Annotated in this window: 13 protein-coding genes; all 13 read right to left on the minus strand. The window is 37.8% G+C overall.

Features of this window, described 5'->3' with window-relative positions:
- The 13 genes from rfbH to rplJ all read right to left on the minus strand — a co-directional run bounded on the left by rfbH (window position 1) and on the right by rplJ (window position 20,052).
- Window positions 1-1,278 (minus strand): lipopolysaccharide biosynthesis protein RfbH, encoded by a 1,278-nt coding sequence (rfbH, locus tag BLR84_RS25640; protein ID WP_090473127.1) that lies wholly within the window; start codon window positions 1,276-1,278, stop codon window positions 1-3.
- Entirely contained in the window at window positions 1,262-2,158 is an 897-nt protein-coding gene (locus BLR84_RS25645) for an NAD-dependent epimerase/dehydratase family protein (RefSeq protein WP_090473128.1), read from the minus strand. The genes rfbH and BLR84_RS25645 overlap by 17 nt, the downstream gene beginning before the upstream one ends.
- A complete protein-coding gene (gene rfbG / locus BLR84_RS25650) occupies window positions 2,146-3,234 on the minus strand; it encodes a CDP-glucose 4,6-dehydratase (protein ID WP_090473129.1) in 1,089 nt (362 codons plus the stop codon). The genes BLR84_RS25645 and rfbG overlap by 13 nt, the downstream gene beginning before the upstream one ends.
- A gap of 44 nt (window positions 3,235-3,278) precedes the next feature.
- Complete coding sequence (gene rfbF, locus BLR84_RS25655) at window positions 3,279-4,049, minus strand: glucose-1-phosphate cytidylyltransferase (RefSeq protein ID WP_090473130.1); 771 nt, start codon at window positions 4,047-4,049, stop codon at window positions 3,279-3,281.
- Between the two features lie 18 nt (window positions 4,050-4,067).
- The gene (locus BLR84_RS25660) at window positions 4,068-5,108 is read right to left on the minus strand and encodes a ferredoxin--NADP reductase (RefSeq protein WP_090473131.1); all 1,041 of its coding nucleotides are present in this window, start codon (window positions 5,106-5,108) and stop codon (window positions 4,068-4,070) included.
- Window positions 5,109-5,259: 151 nt separating this feature from the next.
- On the minus strand, window positions 5,260-7,635 hold the full coding sequence (locus tag BLR84_RS25665) for a GumC family protein (protein WP_090473132.1): 2,376 nt from the start codon (window positions 7,633-7,635) through the stop codon (window positions 5,260-5,262).
- Window positions 7,636-7,640: 5 nt separating this feature from the next.
- Window positions 7,641-8,441: a polysaccharide biosynthesis/export family protein gene (locus tag BLR84_RS25670; protein WP_255367047.1), complete on the minus strand. Its 801-nt coding sequence runs from the start codon at window positions 8,439-8,441 to the stop codon at window positions 7,641-7,643.
- A gap of 171 nt (window positions 8,442-8,612) precedes the next feature.
- Complete coding sequence (locus BLR84_RS25675; protein ID WP_090473134.1) at window positions 8,613-10,088, minus strand: hypothetical protein; 1,476 nt, start codon at window positions 10,086-10,088, stop codon at window positions 8,613-8,615.
- Window positions 10,089-10,141: 53 nt separating this feature from the next.
- On the minus strand, window positions 10,142-10,453 hold the full coding sequence (locus tag BLR84_RS25680) for a DUF3467 domain-containing protein (RefSeq protein WP_076374980.1): 312 nt from the start codon (window positions 10,451-10,453) through the stop codon (window positions 10,142-10,144).
- 232 nt (window positions 10,454-10,685) lie between these two features.
- Window positions 10,686-14,972: a DNA-directed RNA polymerase subunit beta' gene (gene rpoC, locus BLR84_RS25685; RefSeq protein ID WP_090473135.1), complete on the minus strand. Its 4,287-nt coding sequence runs from the start codon at window positions 14,970-14,972 to the stop codon at window positions 10,686-10,688.
- A gap of 105 nt (window positions 14,973-15,077) precedes the next feature.
- The gene (gene rpoB, locus BLR84_RS25690; RefSeq protein WP_090473136.1) at window positions 15,078-18,881 is read right to left on the minus strand and encodes a DNA-directed RNA polymerase subunit beta; all 3,804 of its coding nucleotides are present in this window, start codon (window positions 18,879-18,881) and stop codon (window positions 15,078-15,080) included.
- A gap of 205 nt (window positions 18,882-19,086) precedes the next feature.
- A complete protein-coding gene (gene rplL / locus BLR84_RS25695; RefSeq protein WP_090473137.1) occupies window positions 19,087-19,470 on the minus strand; it encodes a 50S ribosomal protein L7/L12 in 384 nt (127 codons plus the stop codon).
- A 63-nt stretch (window positions 19,471-19,533) separates the two neighbouring features.
- Window positions 19,534-20,052 (minus strand): 50S ribosomal protein L10, encoded by a 519-nt coding sequence (gene rplJ / locus BLR84_RS25700; protein ID WP_090473138.1) that lies wholly within the window; start codon window positions 20,050-20,052, stop codon window positions 19,534-19,536.
- Between the last annotated feature and the right edge of the window lie 2 nt (window positions 20,053-20,054).

Consider the following 20,054-nt stretch of genomic DNA (forward strand, 5'->3'; position numbering starts at 1 on the left):
TTATGAATTTATATATTTTCTAATCACATCAGCCATATAATCGTAGTGCTCCGCATCAAGTCCAGGCCAAACTCCTAACCAGAATGATTGGTTCATGATAATATCGGTATTGGTTAAATCGCCAACTACACGGTGCTGTACCCCGGTATAAGCAGGCTGTCTCAACAAGTTACCGGCAAATAATAATCGTGTGCCTATTTTATTTTCTTCCAAATGCTGAACAAGCATATGCCTATCAGCAGCATCTCCTTCCCTTAATGTCATCAAAAAACCGAACCATGATGGGTTACTGTTGGGGGTAGGTTCGGGGAGTATAAAAATCTCTTCAAATTCTTTCATCCTATCGTACAACAACTGATAGTTTTGCCTTCGTTTTTCAACAAAGCGCTCTATTTTAGCAAATTGAGAAACACCTAAGGCTGCCTGCATATCAGTTACTTTCAAGTTAAACCCTATGTGGGAATAGGTATATTTATGATCATACCCATATGGTAATGATCCTAATTGCTGAGAGAATCTACAACCGCATGTATTGTCTTTCCCTGGTTCGCAATAGCAATCACGCCCCCAATCCCTGAAGCTTTCCGCGATTTTACTTAACTCTGGGTTGTTGACGATAACGGCACCCCCTTCGCCCATGGTGATATGGTGGGCCGGATAAAATGAAAAAGTTGAAATATCACCGTATGTACCGGTTTTTTTATCCTTATAAGTTGCTCCTAATGAATCGCAATCATCCTCAACAACCCAAAGGCTATATTTTTTTGCAACACGCATTACCTCATCAAGATTAAAAGGATTACCCAAGGAATGGGCAATCATGATTGCTTTGGTTTTAGGTGACACCGCAGCCTCAATTAAATCGGCCTGTACGTTATGAGTAGCCACATCAACATCAACAAAAACAGGAATTGCGCCAAATTGTACTATAGGATTTACGGTTGTAGGGAAGCCCGCAGCTACCGTTATTACCTCATCTCCGGGTTTAATGGCCCTATCACCCAATTTGGGGGATGTAAGTGTATAGAATGCAACCAGGTTAGCAGATGAACCTGAATTGACCAAAAGTGCTTTGCTTGCACCAAAATATTGGGCAAAATCATATTCGAATTTGTTAGCAAAGCGTCCAGCTGTAAGCCATCCATCAGCAACAGATTCCATACATAACAGCAAATCATCTTCCTCGATTATTTTACCTGTTACCGGTATATAATTTGTTCCAGGAATGCTTTTCTTGAAGGTTTTAAGTTCGAATTCTTTATTATTTATTGTAATCATAATGCAATGATTTTTCTCTATTTATTGTTTCTATTAATCCTTCTTTTAAGTTATACTGTGGCCTCCACCCAAGACTGTGTAACAGGCTAATATCAGCGACTGAGTACATAATTTCACCGGCTCTTAAAGGCATAGCATCAAAATTCAATGCGGTATCATTATCGCCTATAAGCTCTCTTATTTGTTGCGTCAAACTCCTTAATGAAAATCCTTCTCCTGAACCTAAAGGAACTCGAATATAATTGGGTAGATCATTAATTTTATTTATCAACGTAAGATAAGCTGATATAACATCTTCGATATATATAAAATCCCTGATCTGAGTACCTGGTGATAGGTCAATTGATTCATCTCCATTCAAAATTTTAGATATTACAAAAGATACAAATTTGGATGTATCATCACCTGGTCCATAAAAATATTGAAGTTCAAGATCTATAACTTTAAATAGACCATGGTTTAATTTCAAAACATCAGAAAATTGCTTTTTTGATAATGCATATACATTTAAATCGGCTGGTAAAGCTGTACTGGCGTTAAAAAAATATTTAACTCCATATTTAATACAATTTTCAAGCAACTTAACAGGAAAGAAAAGATTTGCGTCATATATGCTGCTCAAAGTTTCTCCTTTACGGCCATAAGAGGTCGCTGTATGAATTACGCAACTAATATCATTACCCTCGAAAACACTTTTGTAGTCAATATTTTCAATATCAAAAACCAATACTTCGTTTAACAGATGTTTGATGCGTTTTAAGTCTGATGATTCCCTTTTTAGTATAATAATTTTATAACCCTTACTAATAAGAGCATTAACTAGGCTACTGCCAAGGTAACCAGTTGCCCCTGTTATCAAGATATTGTTTATACCGACCATGCTATTTGTTTTTCTACAGCTTTCTTTGAATATTGGATTATTTGATTAGTTCTTTTCTCTAACATATTTAATCCTTCAAGATCGTCCTTATAACCTAAAACCGTAAAAGCTACAGTTTCTGCAAAAGAAAGCACTGGTTTCCATTGAAGACGATTCACAGCCTTAGATATATCCAATTTTAACAACGTTGCCTCGTGTGGTTTAACATCCAAATCAGGTATTATATACCCTCCAATGCTATCAATAAGCAACATTTGATCAATCAACTCTTTTACCGCGTAATTGGCTGTATCTTCAGGTCCAAAATTCCAGCCACCAACATACGTGGCACCCTTTAAGTATAAAGCGGCACCTAAATTTAGATATCCGCTCAACGGTTCTAGCACATGTTGCCATGGTCTTGTTGCATAAGGATTACGTACAAGTAGTTTCTCGCCTTTTTTTACTGCCCTGAAATAATCCGGCACTATTCTGTTCTCTGCCCAATCGCCGCCGCCTATAACGTTTCCGGCCCGAGCCGATGCTATTAAACAAGAGCCTTCTGTTTTAAAAAATGAATTTAAATAAGACGATGTTATTAATTCTGAGCAACCTTTTGATGCACTATAGGGATCCTTACCACCCATCGGGTCATTCTCCCGGTATCCCCAAATCCACTCTCTGTTATCGTAACATTTATCACTGGTAACATTAACCGCAACTTTAACAGAAGGCGTTTTTCTTACTGCTTCAAAAAAATTCACTGTACCCATTAAATTAGTTTCAAACGTACCTGCAGGGTCATCATAAGAAAGTAGAACCAGGGGTTGGGCAGCTAAATGAAATGCTATATCGGGCTGAATTTCTGCAAAATAAGACAACAGTTTTTCGCCATCTCTTACATCTCCAACTTTGTGATTAATTTCATTTTCCAAACCACAGGTTACAAAATTATCCATGGAAGAATATGGATCAAGTGCATACCCATAAACATCTGCACCTAATTCCTTAAGCCATATGGCTAACCATGACCCTTTAAATCCGGTATGGCCCGTTAATAATACTTTTTTTCCTTTATAGCAATTCCAAAAACTCATTATGGATTATATTAAATCTTAAAATTATTCCTGATTAAACCTGCTTACCAGGTTTTCCACCTTGCTTTACCAAGCTGCCAATCTTCTTCTAATTCATGTTTATCTCTCAATGTATCCATTGGCTTCCAAAAGCCCTGATGTTTATAGGCCAACATTTGGCCATCAGAAGCTATTTTTTCCATCGGATCACGTTCCCATATTGTACTGTCGTTATCTATATAATTAAATACATCGGGCTCGCAAACAAAAAAGCCACCGTTTATCCAGGAACCATCACCTTTAGGTTTTTCCATAAAAGAGGTCACAGAATTATCTTCAGAGATATTTAATGCTCCAAATCTACCTGATGGTTGCACTGAGGTAACTGTACAAAACTTATTTGCTTTTTTATGGGCTTCAAGCAATTGAGTTATATTAACATCTCCTACTCCATCACCATAAGTTAACATGAATGTCTCGTTACCAACGTGCTTTTGTACCCTTTTGATCCGGCCGCCTGTCATTGATTCATTACCGGTATCAACCAGGGTAATTTTCCATGGTTCTGCCTGTGAATCATGTATTTTAATTGAATTATCAGATAAATCAATAGTAACATCAGATTTGTGCAGGAAATAATTTGCGAAGTATTCCTTAATAACATATCCTTTGTAACCAAGACATACTATAAATTCATTAAAGCCATAACTCGAATAGATTTTCATAATATGCCATAAAATTGGCATTCCTCCTATTTCCACCATGGGTTTAGGTTTTAATACTGTTTCTTCGGATAATCTGGTGCCTAAGCCACCGGCTAATAATACAACTTTCATGTATCGATTTTTATTTGTTTAATTTGTTACCAAAACTTTTACGTTATTACTTATTGGATAGCTGCAACAAAGCAAATATTCGTCTTCCGATAATTCATCTTTTTTCGATACACCGATCATCTTTGCCGCTCCGGATAGTAATTTAGCTTTACATACCAGGCAATTCCCGGTTTGGCAGGAATAAGTAAGATCTAATAAAGAATCAAGGCCTGCTTCAAGAATACTTTTGCCTTTTACAACTTCGACGTTATAAGTAGTATTATCAAAAACAACTTCTACATTTTGTGTTGTTATTGATTCAAATTCCTTAGGATCCTTTACAGTTTCAAAATCTTCAGTGTAAATATTCTCTTCCGGTATTTCCAAAACAGACAACTGGTTCTTTACAGATTCTTTAAGCCCAACAGGGCCACATATGTAATGTATTGTTTTATCCTTTGGTTTCTCCTGTTTCATGATTGATAAAACCTTTTTTGGATTTATCCTTCCTTCAATAACCCCGGGATTATTAGCGCTTATAAAAAGTTGCGAATGAAAGTGAAATACTGAGAAATTTTTAAATTTTGACTGGAGTAGTTCGATCTGGTCAGAAAAAATAACGCTTTCAGAATTTTTGTTTCCGTATACCAATGTAATATGATCACAAACTTCATTGTGCAATGCAAATTTAGCTATTGATAAAAGTGGCGTTATACCACTTCCGGCACCCCATAGTACTAAATGCGCTTCGGGCAAAGCTGGTATTTTACTTAAAGTAAAATCACCTAATGGTTCCATTACCTCTACAATGTCACCAACAGCTACCCGGTCATTAATATGGTTTGAAATTATCCCTCCGGGTACCCGCTTTATTGTAACTTCAATGTTAGGGTCAATGCCGGGAGCCGAAGAAAAAGAATAGGGGCGTATATACCTACGGCTATTTATTCTAAAAATTAATGTTAAATATTGCCCGGAAAGATATTTAATTTTCTTTAGGCCAGGTTGTTTAAAACAAATAGTAACAGTATCAATTGTTTCTTTTCTGACTTCTACAACTTTTAATGTATAAGTAATCATAATTAAACCTAAAATATTGTTAAAATTCTATTCACTACAGTCACAGTATTCACAATTATAATTAAAATAATCCTAATAATTATACAAATTCACTGAAAATTTGTTCGCAAAAAAATGATTTTAATGAAATAATTTTAATTTATTTCACTTTTCATTTTTTGAATAACTTAGAAAACCAGCTGGTTTCCACTTCCTCACTATAGCTGCCGTAACCATAACCGTAGCCATAACCATACCCATAACCCTGATAACCACCATCATTAGCCTTAATATCATTTACAACTAAATATGGTTTTCTAATTTTACCGGTGCTCTTTAACTCGTTTACAATACCCAGTTGCGATTTAAATGTGTAATTCTGTCTAACGATATACATTACAGAGTCTGCATACTTCTCAACGATCAGGGCATCTGAAACTAATCCGATAGGTGCCGTATCCATGATTATATAATCAAATTGCTGCTTCAATTCAGCCATCATTACATCTACCTTTTCATTAAGAAGTAACTCAGAAGGGTTTGGCGGAATAGGACCTGAAGATATTAGATAACAATTTTCATGCATCCAAAGAGGTTTAATTATACTGCTAATATCCGATTGCTCTCCTATAATGTAATTGGTAAAACCTAATTGATTATCCATACCAACACTACTTGATAGTTTTGGCTTTCTCAGATCCAACTCCATAAATAAGATCTTTTTCCCCATTAATGCCAATGATAAACCAAGATTCAAACTAATGAATGATTTGCCTTCGCCACTCATGCTGGAGGTTATAATAATTACGTTAGATTTATTTGGAGTTAATAAAAACTGCAGGTTTGTACGCAAACTCCGGAATTGTTCTGAAATTATCGATCTGGAGCTAGTAGCTACAACAATGGAATCGCCTGAGGTATTATGGCTAATTTCGGCTAAAATTGAAATATCACTTTCCTTTAAAATATCGGCCTTCGAAATTATTTTAACATTTAACAGTTCTTGAATACTGATGATTAAGAATGGTATAAGTATACCAATCACAATTCCTATAATATATATATTATTTCTATTAGGCTCAGACGGGGCAAACTCACTTTTAGCATTATCAATTATCCTTGTTGTTGAAATTGTTGATGTTTTAGAGATAGCGGTTTCTTCTCTTTTTTGTAACAAGTACAAGTATAATTGTTGCTTAACTGTTTGTTGTCTTGAATAATCCAGAAAAATCCGTTCTTTTCCCGGAACAGTTTTGATCTGTCCTTTGAAATTATTATTCTGAGCTACCAATTGCTGTTTATTGAGCTCCAGGCCTCTTTTATAAGTATAGAAGCTTTTTAAAAGATTCGCTCTGGCATTATCAATCTGCAGGTCTAAGTTCTTTATATATGGGTTATCATTAGTATATGATAAACTCTGTTTATCCCGCTCAACAAGAAGAGTGTTATAAGCTTGGAGTGAGTAAGCAAAAACCGGATCTTGAATACTCAATGAGCTTGGTAAGCTTTTCTTTAAATCCGAGCTTTTAATATACGTTTCAACCTGGTCTAAAACCCCTAATTGAGCATTTACAGTATTCAGTTTGTCGAAATAATCTACAGAGCTTGATATCAGAGCTTGTGATTGTCCATCAATATCGGCAATGTTATTGTTTATTTTAAACTTCTCCAATTGACCTTCAACTCCGCCTAATTCTTTTCCAACAATATTAAGCCTGTCATTTATAAAAACTAATGTACTATCCGCAATGCTTATCTTATTTTCCAAGTTTTCTTTTAAATACAGATTCATTAATGTTTGAAGTATAACCTCTCCTTTCTTAGGATTAGGGTACTTTAACGATAAATCTATTGTTGTAACTTTTTTATCTGATAATTCAGCTTTGAAATTTTTAGATAAATTTTCAATTTTTGAGTCTTTAGAAACTATGTTTACTTTATACTTAGCTCCGGGTATAAGTTTATTTTTATTTTGATTAAACACTAAGTCATATTGACTGAGTTTTATAACGGTACCAAATGATACGTCATTCATATCAATATCCTCTGCACTGTTTGTTATTCTAAACTTGCTATTGTTAAGAATAACAAGCTCAAATTCCCTGCTTATGATAGTATCTTTTTTGTCAACAACGGTTAGATCAAATGGGGCCTCATCAAACAGTTCTTTCTTGCTTAATGTTCCCTGTTTGTAAATAATTTGATCCAGCTTTAGTTGATCGACAACTTGCTTCATCAAGCTTCGGGATTGTAAAATCTGTATCTCATTATCGGCATTACTCTTTGTGTCAAGCAATGAGGACAGATCAACCATTCCATTTGAACCGCTCGAAGAAGAAAGTGAATTGGTTTTGTTGTCTTCAACAAGAACTTTACTAAATATTTTATAGGATGGGGCTGTGTACTTTAGATAAAAAAAAGCAGCAAATAAACAGAGCACTATACTTATTAAAAACAAATACCACCTACGTCTAACTTTGGCTATTATTGATTTTAGATCAACGCCTTCTTTTGAAGATAAATTTTGGTTACTAGAAGCTTGATTCATATTTATTACTTAATCCGGGTAATTATGATAGCAATGAAAGAAAGGAACGAACCTATAATTGTTATAGTTCTTAATGACGCGGCATCGGCGGCGGCTATCTTTGTTTTAGCTGGTTCAACATATAGGTAGTCATTTTGTTTAAGGTAGTAATAAGGGGATTTCAACACAGCGCTCTTTGATAAATCCAAGCGATGCGCTTCTTTGGACCCGTCCTGGTTCATTCTTATCAATAAAACATTTTCACGCTTTCCATATATCGTTAAGTCACCTGCCATACCCAAAGCGTCAAGTATGGTTACTTTTTCGTTAGGGACAATGTACGTTGATGGTTTGGTAACTTCTCCAGCTATTGTTATCTTAAAATTTGTGATTCTCAACGATACCGAAGGATCTTTAAAAAATGTTTTTGATTTCTCTTCGATCAATTCCCTCGCCTGGGAGGTAGTTAACCCCACCACTTTTATTTTACCAAGTATCGGTAAATCTATAATACCTTCTTTATTTACCAAATACCCGTTTGAGGTCTGAGTAGCTGCGTTATTACCCCCACCAACCGGAGTACTACCGGCAAGCGCAAGATTACCTGCATTAATTATTTGAGTAGCATTGGGGTCTAATGTCAGGATAGTTACATTAAGAATATCATCAATCTGAATCAATGGTTCTACATAGTTAACTTTAGCTATATTAACCGTTTTGGCAGTATCTGAAAGATCATCGAAATACTTAATTTGCTTTTTAGATGAGCATGAAAACATTGTCAAGAGACCTAAAATTAAAAATGGCCCTAAAAATATTTTATACATGTTGAACATTTATTTGAAATTGGGTTATAGAGATCATGATTAAAGTTTTGAAAAAATTAAACGTATGCAATTTGAAAGCGATAATTAATGTTATAATTTTACAATTATTTCAACAAACATAGATTATTTTTATAAAATAAGAAAGTTTTGTTTGCATATATTAAATAATCATTAGTTAAAAACTACTAACAGCGCTGTGGCAGCCTTTGTTTTGATTTTAATAAAACTACTTGGTGCACTAAGATTAGTTACGTAACCATCTGATTTAAATACGCCATTATCATCTACAAATGCTCCATTAATATTGGTACCCGAAGTACTTGACAACGAGGGGCCATTTAGCTGATAGATTGTTGTAGAATTTATAACGTCCTTATTATTTATGGTAAGCGAAACATCATTTTTATCATCTTTATTAACTATCAATATTCCATTTTTTCCATCTTTTCTTGTAAAGGAAAAAGCATCAATATTTGCATTTGTACTTTGCAAATCTGTCTTTAAAAATTGCTTAACTGCGGCTTGATGAAACAATAGCATCGCATAATACAGAGGTCTGGCAACGTTCTTTTTATCAACTGTATTTATGGGCGAATAGACATATACTGCTTTTTCTGCTCCGGTATGGAAATTAACCCCTGCAATTCCCTGCTGCGCTAAATAAAACAAAAATTCAGACCCCCACAATGAAGATCCAAAAGCATTGCTAATTCCGGGTTGCCCCCCATGATAAACTGAGTTGCATTCAGAAAAGCGAAATAACACTTTATTATGGACATTTACAGCTGGTTTAAGATATGCGATTATATCATGTAAAAACTGGTCAAAGGTCATCAATTTATTCATGGTAACACTTGTGCTACCTGCCGGCCCCATTCTATAATAATGGAATGAAAATAGATTTATGTTATTATTTGTATTATTTAAAAATTGCTTGCACCAGTTTCCGTCATTAGCTTCTGGACCTGAAATTACTATGCCAGGCACTGAGTTTCTTAAACTATTTGAAAAGTCTGTGAACTCACCTTGAAAAACATTGTAACTATAACTGGCCTTTCTTAAGTTATTTAAACTAAAATATTCAGGTTCATTTCCTATTGCAAAACTATGTATCAGATTACCTGATTTACTTAATACATAGTTTGCTTCTTGTACATCACTCGTTGGATCCAATTTACCTAAATTAAGTCCCCAAATAGTTTTCCAGCCAACCATTTTATTGAATGCAAGAACCCGATCAACATCATTGGAGTAAACAGTGTCTCGATTAGATGAATTTCTTCTATTTTTTGACCAAAAAATTTTGTCAACCGTAGCCCCTCCAATTCTGATTAATCCACCTCCCAGGTTTTTATAAAGATTAATAAAAGAAGTGTTTGACGTGTTAAAGTAAGTTGTATCTGTTAATATCAATTTTTCAAAACTAAAGCCTAAAAAGTCATCGGGTACTACCGGACTAATAATATCTCCATATAATTTAAGATTAACCGCAATAACAGGATTGGTACCGGTTGAATCAGGCAAATTAACATGGTTAGGCACAGTGACTTCATAAACGTTATCAGGTATTTTTTCTTCCTTTTTGCAAGAAAAAATGATTAATGACAAAACCAAAAGAGTAAAGTTTAGGGGTATTAATTTTTTCATAAAATTTTTGACCCAAAATACTACTTTTTTGTTAAGTATTTGTTTTGTACATTTTATGCTTGCCCCATAGTTCCGCCAAAATTCATTGGAAATCCAGAAGGTTCTTGCTGAACCTTAATACGTCCATTAATCGATTCAAATTTTTCCAGATTGTCTTCCAACGCGGTTAACAAACGTTTAGCATGTTCCGGGGTTAAAATAACCCGTGATTTTACCTTTGCTTTAGGTATTCCGGGCATTACTCTGATAAAATCAAGTACAAACTCTGAGCTTGAGTGCGTAATTATCGCCAGATTTGAATAAATTCCTTCCGCTATTTCTTCGGAAAGTTCAATATTCAGTTGATTTTCATTTTGTTCTTCCATTTCACTAAAATAATAAAGCCATTCATTTGTCAAAAGGCTTTCCAATAATAACAAATATTGTTCAACCTTATGTATAAATGCTTCATCGTAAGCAACGAAACTCTAAAACCATCCTGTTTATGTTTTGTTTTACCTTTTTTAAAAAAAATTTCTATCATCCGGTTATTTTTTTGGTCATAAAACAAAAAAGCCCCCCGGTTTACGGAGGGCTTTGATAAATATCGCAGATAAATTACGCTTCTATTTCTTCGGCTTTTGAAGCCATTAAGCGATCAAATTCTTCCTGTGAACCTACACGGATATTTTCGTATTCGCGTAAGCCTGTACCAGAAGGAATCAAGTGACCAACAATAACGTTTTCTTTCAAGCCAAGCATTAAGTCTTTTTTACCTGCTATAGCAGCTTCATTCAGAACCTTGGTAGTTTCTTGGAATGATGCAGCTGAGATAAACGACTTGGTGCCTAATGATGCCCTGGTAATACCTTGCAGTATCGGACTTGAAGTTGCAGGGATAGCATCACGAACTTCAACCAACCTCAGATCCCTACGTTTTAGAACAGAGTTCTCATCACGCAGCTTTCTTAATGAAACTATCTGACCAGCTTTTAATGTAGTTGAATCACCTGGCTCAACAACAACCTTTTTGTCAAATATCTCATCGTTCTCGGTCATGAAATCCCAGCTATCAACAGCTTCGCGTTCCAGGAAGCGGGTGTCACCGGCATCTTCAATCTGTACTTTCTGCATCATCTGGTGAACAATAACCTCAAAGTGCTTATCGTTGATCTTCACACCCTGCAAACGGTAAACCTCTTGTATACCATTTACCAGGTATTCCTGTACCGCAGCCGGGCCTTTAATAGCCAGGATATCAGCAGGAGATATAGAACCATCAGATAATGGCATACCGGCTTTCACAAAGTCGTTATCCTGTACAAGGATGTGTTTTGACAATGGAACAAGGTATTTTTTAACCTGGCCGTCTTTTGATTCGATAGTGATCTCACGATTACCGCGTTTAACGCCACCTAAGGTTACCACACCGTCAATCTCTGTTACTACAGCAGGATTTGATGGGTTACGTGCTTCAAATAACTCAGTTACACGTGGTAAACCACCGGTGATGTCGCGGGTTTTACCAGTTGAACGAGGAATTTTAGCAATAACCTGTCCTGTTTGTAGTTTTTCGCCTTCTTCAACAGCAATGTGTGCACCTACAGGAATGTTATATCCTTTTATTACGTTACCTTTTGTATCAGTAATCTGAATAACAGGGTTTTTTGTCTTATCCCTGGTATCGATAATTACCTTTTCACGGTGACCTGTTTGCTCATCAGATTCTTCACGGAAAGTGATACCATCCAATACAGCTTCAAATTGAGTTAAACCTGCAAATTCAGATATAATCACCGCGTTATACGGATCCCATGAACAGATACGGTCGCCACGGGTAATTTTGCTGCCATCTTTTACATACAGGTATGAACCGTATGGAATGTTATTGGTAACAATTACCTTGTTGCTTCCTTCTTCAACAATGCGGAACTCACCAGAACGGCCTAATACCACATCTACATCGCCCTCTTCGGTTTTGTATTGAACGGTACGTACGTTTTCAAATTCAATGATACCATCAAACCTTGCGTTGATCTGTGATTCAGCAGCAATGTTTGAGGCGGTACCACCCACGTGGAATGTACGTAATGTTAACTGTGTACCCGGCTCACCGATTGACTGTGCTGCAATTACACCAACAGCCTCACCTTTTTGCACGCGTTTACCGCTGGCAAGGTTACGACCATAGCATAATGCACAAACACCACGCTTGCTTTCGCAGGTTAACACCGAGCGTATTTCGATACCCTCTAATGGAGAGTTTTCAATCTTTTTACCTACTTCTTCAGTAATGTCCTGACCAGCTAATGCCAACAGTTCGTTGGTGATAGGGTCATGTACATCATGTAAAGTAGTACGGCCTAAGATACGGTCATACAATGGCTCAACAATATCCTCGTTATCTTTCAGCGCGGTTGTGTAGATACCTCTTAAAGTACCGCAATCAACTTCACCAACGATCATATCCTGGGCAACGTCATGCAACCTACGGGTTAAGTAACCCGCATCGGCTGTTTTCAACGCCGTATCCGCCAAACCTTTACGGGCACCGTGAGTGGAGATAAAGTACTCCAATACTGATAAACCTTCTTTAAAGTTCGAAAGGATCGGGTTTTCAATGATCTCACCACCTGAACCTGATTTTTGAGGCTTAGCCATCAAACCACGCATACCTGCAAGCTGACGGATCTGCTCTTTTGAACCACGGGCACCTGAATCAAGCATCATGTACACCGAGTTAAAGCCTTGATTATCGTTGCTCAGGATGTCCATTACATTCGCTGTTAAGCGGTTGTTGATACGTGTCCAGATATCGATGATCTGATTGTAACGCTCGTTGTTGGTAATGAAACCCATGTTGTAGTTACCCATAACCTCTTCAACTTGTTTAGAAGCTGTTTCGATCAGTGTAACTTTTTCAGCAGGAATATTAATATCCTTCAGGTTAAATGATAAGCCACCTTGGAATGCCATTTTGAAACCTAACTCCTTAATATCATCAAGGAACTGAGCTGCACGGGCCATACCGGTAATTTTTACCACCTCGCCAATAATATCACGCAGTGATTTTTTGGTAAGCAGTTCATTAATATAACCTACTTCAACCGGTACGTGCTCATTAAATAACACACGGCCTACAGTAGTATCAATAATCTTGCTTACAATGCTGCCATCTTTTTCTTTGATCAAACCTTTAACCTTGATAAAGGCATGCAGATCGATCATTCGCTCGTTGTAAGCAATAATTACTTCTTCAGAAGAATAGAAAGTTAAGCCTTCGCCTTTTACAACACGGCCTGCATCAGTTTTACGGCCTTTGGTTATGTAGTACAAACCAAGCACCATGTCCTGTGATGGTACAGTAATAGGTGTACCGTTAGCAGGGTTAAGAATGTTGTGTGATGCAAGCATCAAAATTTGGGCTTCCAAAATTGCCGCGTTACCTAGTGGTACGTGAACGGCCATCTGGTCACCGTCAAAATCCGCGTTGAAGGCCGTACAGGTTAATGGGTGCAATTGGATCGCTTTACCTTCAACCAGTTTTGGTTGGAACGACTGGATACCTAATCTGTGCAGCGTAGGCGCACGGTTTAGTAATACAGGGTGTCCTTTCAATACGTTTTCCAGAATATCCCAAACTAATGGGTCTTTACGGTCAACTATCTTTTTGGCAGATTTTACTGTTTTAACCACACCACGCTCAATCATTTTGCGGATGATAAATGGTTTAAACAGCTCGGCAGCCATATCTTTTGGTAAACCGCATTCGTGTAATTTAAGGTTTGGACCTACAACAATTACCGAACGGGCGGAATAATCCACACGTTTACCTAATAAGTTTTGACGGAAACGGCCTTGTTTACCTTTCAGGATGTCTGAAAGTGATTTCAGGGCACGGTTACCTTCGGTTTTTACCGCATTTACTTTACGTGAGTTATCGAATAACGAGTCAACAGCTTCCTGTAACATACGTTTTTCGTTACGTAATATAACTTCCGGTGCTTTGATCTCGATCAAACGTTTTAAACGGTTGTTACGGATAATTACACGACGGTAAAGGTCATTCAAATCCGAAGTAGCGAAACGGCCACCTTCCAGTGGTACCAACGGACGCAATTCAGGCGGGATAACCGGAACGATCTTAACGATCATCCACTCAGGATTATTCTCGATACGAGTTTTAGCATCACGGAAAGCCTCAACAACCTGTAAACGTTTTAAAGCTTCGTTTTTACGTTGTTGTGAAGTTTCGTTTGCTGCCTGATGACGCAGGCTGAATGATAATTCATCCAGGTCAAGGCGTTTTAATAACTCTTCAAGAGCCTCTGCACCCATTTTAGCCACAAATTTTTGTGGATCCTTGTCATCAAGGTACTGGTTTTCTTTTGGAAGCGTATCTAACACGTCAAGATATTCCTCTTCAGTAAGAAAATCCATTTTATTGATACCATCAGCTTCTTTGATACCCGGTTGGATAACTACATAACGCTCGTAGTATATGATCAGGTCGAGCCTTTTTGTTGGTAAGCCTAAAAGGTAACCAATTTTGTTTGGTAATGAACGGAAGTACCAGATATGAGCAACAGGAACTACAAGGTTAATGTGGCCCATGCGCTCACGGCGTACTTTCTTTTCGGTTACTTCAACACCGCAACGGTCGCACACGATACCTTTGTAACGGATACGTTTGTATTTACCGCAATGGCACTCATAATCTTTAACCGGACCAAAAATACGTTCGCAGAATAAACCATCGCGCTCAGGTTTATAGGTCCTGTAGTTGATGGTTTCTGGTTTTAAAACCTCACCGCTTGAACGTTCCAGGATGGACTCAGGAGAGGCCAGGCTGATCGTAATTGTGGTGAAATTACTTTTGATTTTATTATCCTTTTTGTAAGACATAGTCTCCTTGTTTTTTTAAGTTGAGGTAAAAGGGAAAAGGTGAAAGGCAAAAGGTATTTGACTTGCGTCCTTAAACCTTTCACCTTTAGCCTTTAAGCTTTAACCTTATTCTAATGTGATATCTAAACCTAAACCTCTTAACTCATGAACCAATACGTTGAATGATTCAGGAACTGATGGAGTTGGCAGGTTTTCACCTTTAACAATAGCCTCGTAAGTTTTGGCACGGCCGATAACATCATCCGATTTAACGGTTAATATTTCCTGCAGTATGTTTGATGCACCGAATGCTTCGAGTGCCCAAACTTCCATCTCACCAAAACGCTGACCACCAAACTGAGCTTTACCACCCAATGGTTGTTGTGTAATTAATGAGTATGGCCCGATAGAACGTGCGTGCATCTTATCATCAACCATGTGACCTAATTTCAGCATGTATATAATACCTACTGTAGTTTGCTGGTCAAAACGGTCGCCTGTTAAGCCATTGTATAAATAGGTACGGCCTGATTCTGGTAAGTTTGCCTTTTTAACCCACTCTTCCACTTCTTCATGGCTTGCACCATCAAAAATCGGGGTAGCGAATTTAATACCAAGCTCTTTACCGGCCCAGCCTAATACGGTTTCATAGATCTGACCTAAGTTCATACGTGAAGGTACACCCAGTGGGTTCAACACAATATCAACCGGTGTTCCATCCTCAAGGAAAGGCATATCCTCGTCACGTACAATACGTGCAACGATACCTTTGTTACCGTGACGACCGGCCATTTTATCACCTACTTTAAGCTTACGCTTTTTAGCGATGTAAACTTTAGCCATTTGTACGATACCTGATGGCAGCTCATCACCTACACTGATAGCGAATTTATCACGACGATAAGCACCTAATTCCTCATTAACTTTGATGTTGTAGTTATGAAGCAAAAGCTTGATCTGATCGTTTTTATCATCATCAGTTGTCCATTTAGTTGGGTTAATGTTTTCGTAACTAAGCTCAACTAAAATTTTCTGGGTGAATTTTACACCTTTTGGTACTAAAAGCTCTTTGTAAATGTTGTAAACACCTTGTGATGTTTTACCATTCACGATCTCAAATAACTTTTCGATCAAAGTATTTTTAAGTTCTTTTACAGCTCTTTCGTGTTTAATATCCAGTTTCTCCAACTGTGCTTTTTCTTCGGCCTTAGAGGTCTTTTTAGCACGGCTGAACAATTTGGTATCAATAACAACACCTGCAATAGATGGTGGAGTTTTCAATGACGCATCTTTAACGTCACCTGCTTTATCACCAAATATGGCACGTAACAGTTTTTCTTCCGGTGATGGGTCTGATTCACCTTTTGGAGTGATCTTACCGATCAGGATGTCGCCTTCTTTAACCTCGGCGCCTACACGGATAATACCGTCTTCGTCAAGATCTTTGGTAGCTTCTTCTGATACGTTAGGGATATCTGGTGTCAATTCCTCTTCACCACGTTTGGTATCACGTACTTCCAATTCAAACTCTTCAACGTGAAGTGAAGTGAAAATATCCTGTGAAACCACACGCTCAGATATTACGATCGCATCCTCAAAGTTATATCCCTGCCAAGGCATGAACGCCACTTTTAAGTTACGGCCTAATGCAAGCTCGCCATTCTGAGTAGCATAACCTTCGCAAAGAACTTCACCTTTTGATACTCTTTGGCCTTTTTTAACAATCGGCTTCAGGTTCATGGTGGTGCTTTGGTTGGTTTTCTTGAATTTGGTTAAACGATAGCTTTTTGAATCACCATCAAATGAAACCAAACGGTCAAGCTCATCACGGTCATATTTAATACGGATCTCGTTGGCATCAACATACTCCACTACACCATCGCCTTCGGCGTTGATCAGTGTACGTGAATCTTTTGCCACACGTCCTTCCAGTCCGGTTCCAACAATTGGCGCTTCAGGGCGTAACAATGGTACAGCCTGGCGTTGCATGTTTGATCCCATCAATGCACGGTTAGCATCATCATGTTCCAGGAACGGAATCAACGAAGCCGCGATAGAAGTGATCTGGTTTGGAGCGATGTCCATTAAATCAAGTTTCTCCGGATCAATGATCGGGAAGTCACCTTCAAAACGTGCTTTTACTTTTGGCAATGCAAACACACCTTTATCATCATAATGGGCATTAGCCTGACCAATTGTTTTACCGTCTTCATCTTCTGCAGATAAATAGATAACCGGCTCATCAACCTGTACTTTACCTTCAACCACACGTTTGTACGGTGTTTCGATAAAGCCTAAGTTGTTGATCTTGGCGTGTACGCAAAGTGATGATATCAAACCAATGTTCGGTCCTTCCGGAGTTTCAATGGTACATAACCTACCGTAGTGGGTGTAGTGTACGTCACGAACCTCGAAACCAGCACGCTCACGTGACAGACCACCGGGCCCAAGGGCTGACAGACGACGCTTGTGCGTGATCTCTGCCAGTGGATTGGTTTGGTCCATAAACTGTGATAACTGGTTTGTTCCGAAGAACGAGTTGATCACTGATGATAATGTACGTGCGTTGATCAGGTCGGTTGGAGTAAACACCTCGTTATCACGGATGTTCATACGCTCACGTATCGTACGTGCCATACGTGCCAAACCAACACCAAACTGAGCATATAACTGCTCACCCACTGTACGAACACGACGGTTTGACAAGTGGTCAATATCATCCACCTCAGCTTTAGAGTTGATCAGTTTGATCAGGTACTTCACAATGGCAATAATATCCTGCTTGGTTAATACCTTTGTTTCATCAGAGGTATTCAATTTCAACTTACGGTTGATGCGGTAGCGGCCCACATCACCCAAATCATATCTTTTATCAGAGAAGAATAAACGATCGATGATACCACGGGCTGTTTCTTCATCAGGTGGTTCAGCGTTACGTAATTGACGGTAGATGTGCTCAACCGCTTCTTTCTCCGAGTTCGAAGTATCTTTTTGTAAGGTATTATATATAATAGTATAATCACCGCTGGTGGCAGCATCTTCCTTGTTCAGGATGATGGTTTTAACACCGGCATCAATGATCATATCAATATGATCGTCTTCCAATACGGTTTCACGCTCAAGGATGATCTCATTACGGTCGATAGAAACCACTTCACCGGTATCTTCATCCACGAAATCTTCAACCCATTTTTTAAGCACCCTTGCAGCAAGCTTACGGCCAATGAATTTCTTCAGACCAGATTTGCTTACTTTTACTTCGTCAGCCAGTTCAAACAGCTCTAATATATCTTTATCAGAGTCATAACCAATGGCACGAAGCAGTGTAGTAACCGGGAATTTCTTTTTACGGTCAATGTAAGCATACATCACGTTGTTAACGTCAGTAGCAAACTCAATCCATGAACCTTTAAAAGGGATAACACGGGCAGAGTATAATTTTGTACCGTTGGTGTGGCGGCTTTGGCCAAAGAACACACCAGGTGAACGGTGTAACTGCGAAACAATTACGCGCTCGGCACCATTTATAACAAATGTACCTTTAGGGGTCATGTATGGGATAGTTCCCAGGTACACATCCTGTACAATAGTTTCAAAATCTTCGTGCTCCTCATCATTACATGAAAGGCGAAGCTTGGCTTTTAAAGGCACACTGTAAGTTAATCCGCGCTCTATACACTCTTGTATATCGTAACGTGGCGGATCAATAAAGTAATCAAGAAACTCTAAAACAAAGATGTTTCTTGAATCCGATATCGGAAAATTTTCAGCAAACACTTTAAACAAACCTTCTTTATAACGGTTGTCTGAGGTGGTTTCCAATTGAAAAAATTCCTGGAAAGATTGTAACTGAACATCCAGGAAATCAGGGTAATCAAGTACCTTTCTGCTGGTTGCAAAGTTTACTCTTTGATTATTGTTGTTTGCCAAGGTATTATAATTTTAGTTTATTAATAAACCTGTATTGAGAAGTGAGATATGAGATGTAAGTATTGAGATTAAAAAATTTCTCAGGCTATATCCTGCAAAAGATCTCAAATCCCAAATCTAATATCTCAAGTCTATTGTATATAAACAGCAATAGACCCCGACCAAAATAGGTCGGAGTCTGATGCTATATTTTTATTGGGTTAACTTATTTAACCTCAACTACTGCTCCAGCTTCTTCTAATTGAGTTTTCAAAGATTGAGCTTCTTCTTTAGTTACACCAGTTTTTAATTCTTTTGGTGCGCCGTCAACAAGATCTTTAGCTTCTTTTAAACCTAAGCCAGTTAAGTCTTTTACTAATTTAACAACTGCTAATTTTGAACCACCTGCTTCTTTCAGGATAACGTCAAATGCAGTTTGTTCTGCAGCAGCAGCAGGGGCATCATCGCCACCAGCAGGAGCAGCAGCAACAGCTACAGCTGCAGCAGCAGGCTCAATACCATACTCATCTTTTAAGATCTGAGCTAATTCGTTTACTTCTTTTACTGTTAAGTTTACCAACTGTTCAGCAAACGCTTTTAAATCCGCCATTTTATTTAAATTTTACTTTTAATGCTTTTTGTTTCTTAATATCGAACTTTAATAAGGTGTTCGTTAACCTCTTTCCTGTAATGTTTTTACAAGGCCTGCAATTGTATTTCCGCCTGATTGTAATGCAGAAATAACGTTTTTGGCAGGTGATTGTAGTAATCCGATTATCTCGCCGATCAGTTGTTCCTTTGATTTTAGTTTGATCAAAGTATCGATCTGGTCATCACCGATAAATATCGCCGAATCAATATAAGCTGCTTTTAAAACTGGTTTAGCACCTGCTTTTCTCAATTGTTTGATCAGCTTTGCCGGAGCAGTTGCTGATTTTGAGAAAAGTATTGATGATGAACCTTTTAACACATCAAATATTGGAGTGTAATCACCACCCGCAGCTTCCATAGCTTTTCTAATTAAGCTATTTTTTGCTACCTTCATCGTAATGTCGCTTTCGAAACATTTACGACGGATGTCATTGATCTTTGCAACCGTCAAATCTGAGGTATCAGTAATATAAAAATTACCAAACTCATTCATCTGCTCAGTAAGGGCAAGAACAAGATCGTGTTTTTCTTCTTTATTCATGA

This window comes from Mucilaginibacter sp. OK268, from assembly GCF_900103125.1.
Classification (GTDB): Bacteria; Bacteroidota; Bacteroidia; order Sphingobacteriales; family Sphingobacteriaceae; genus Mucilaginibacter.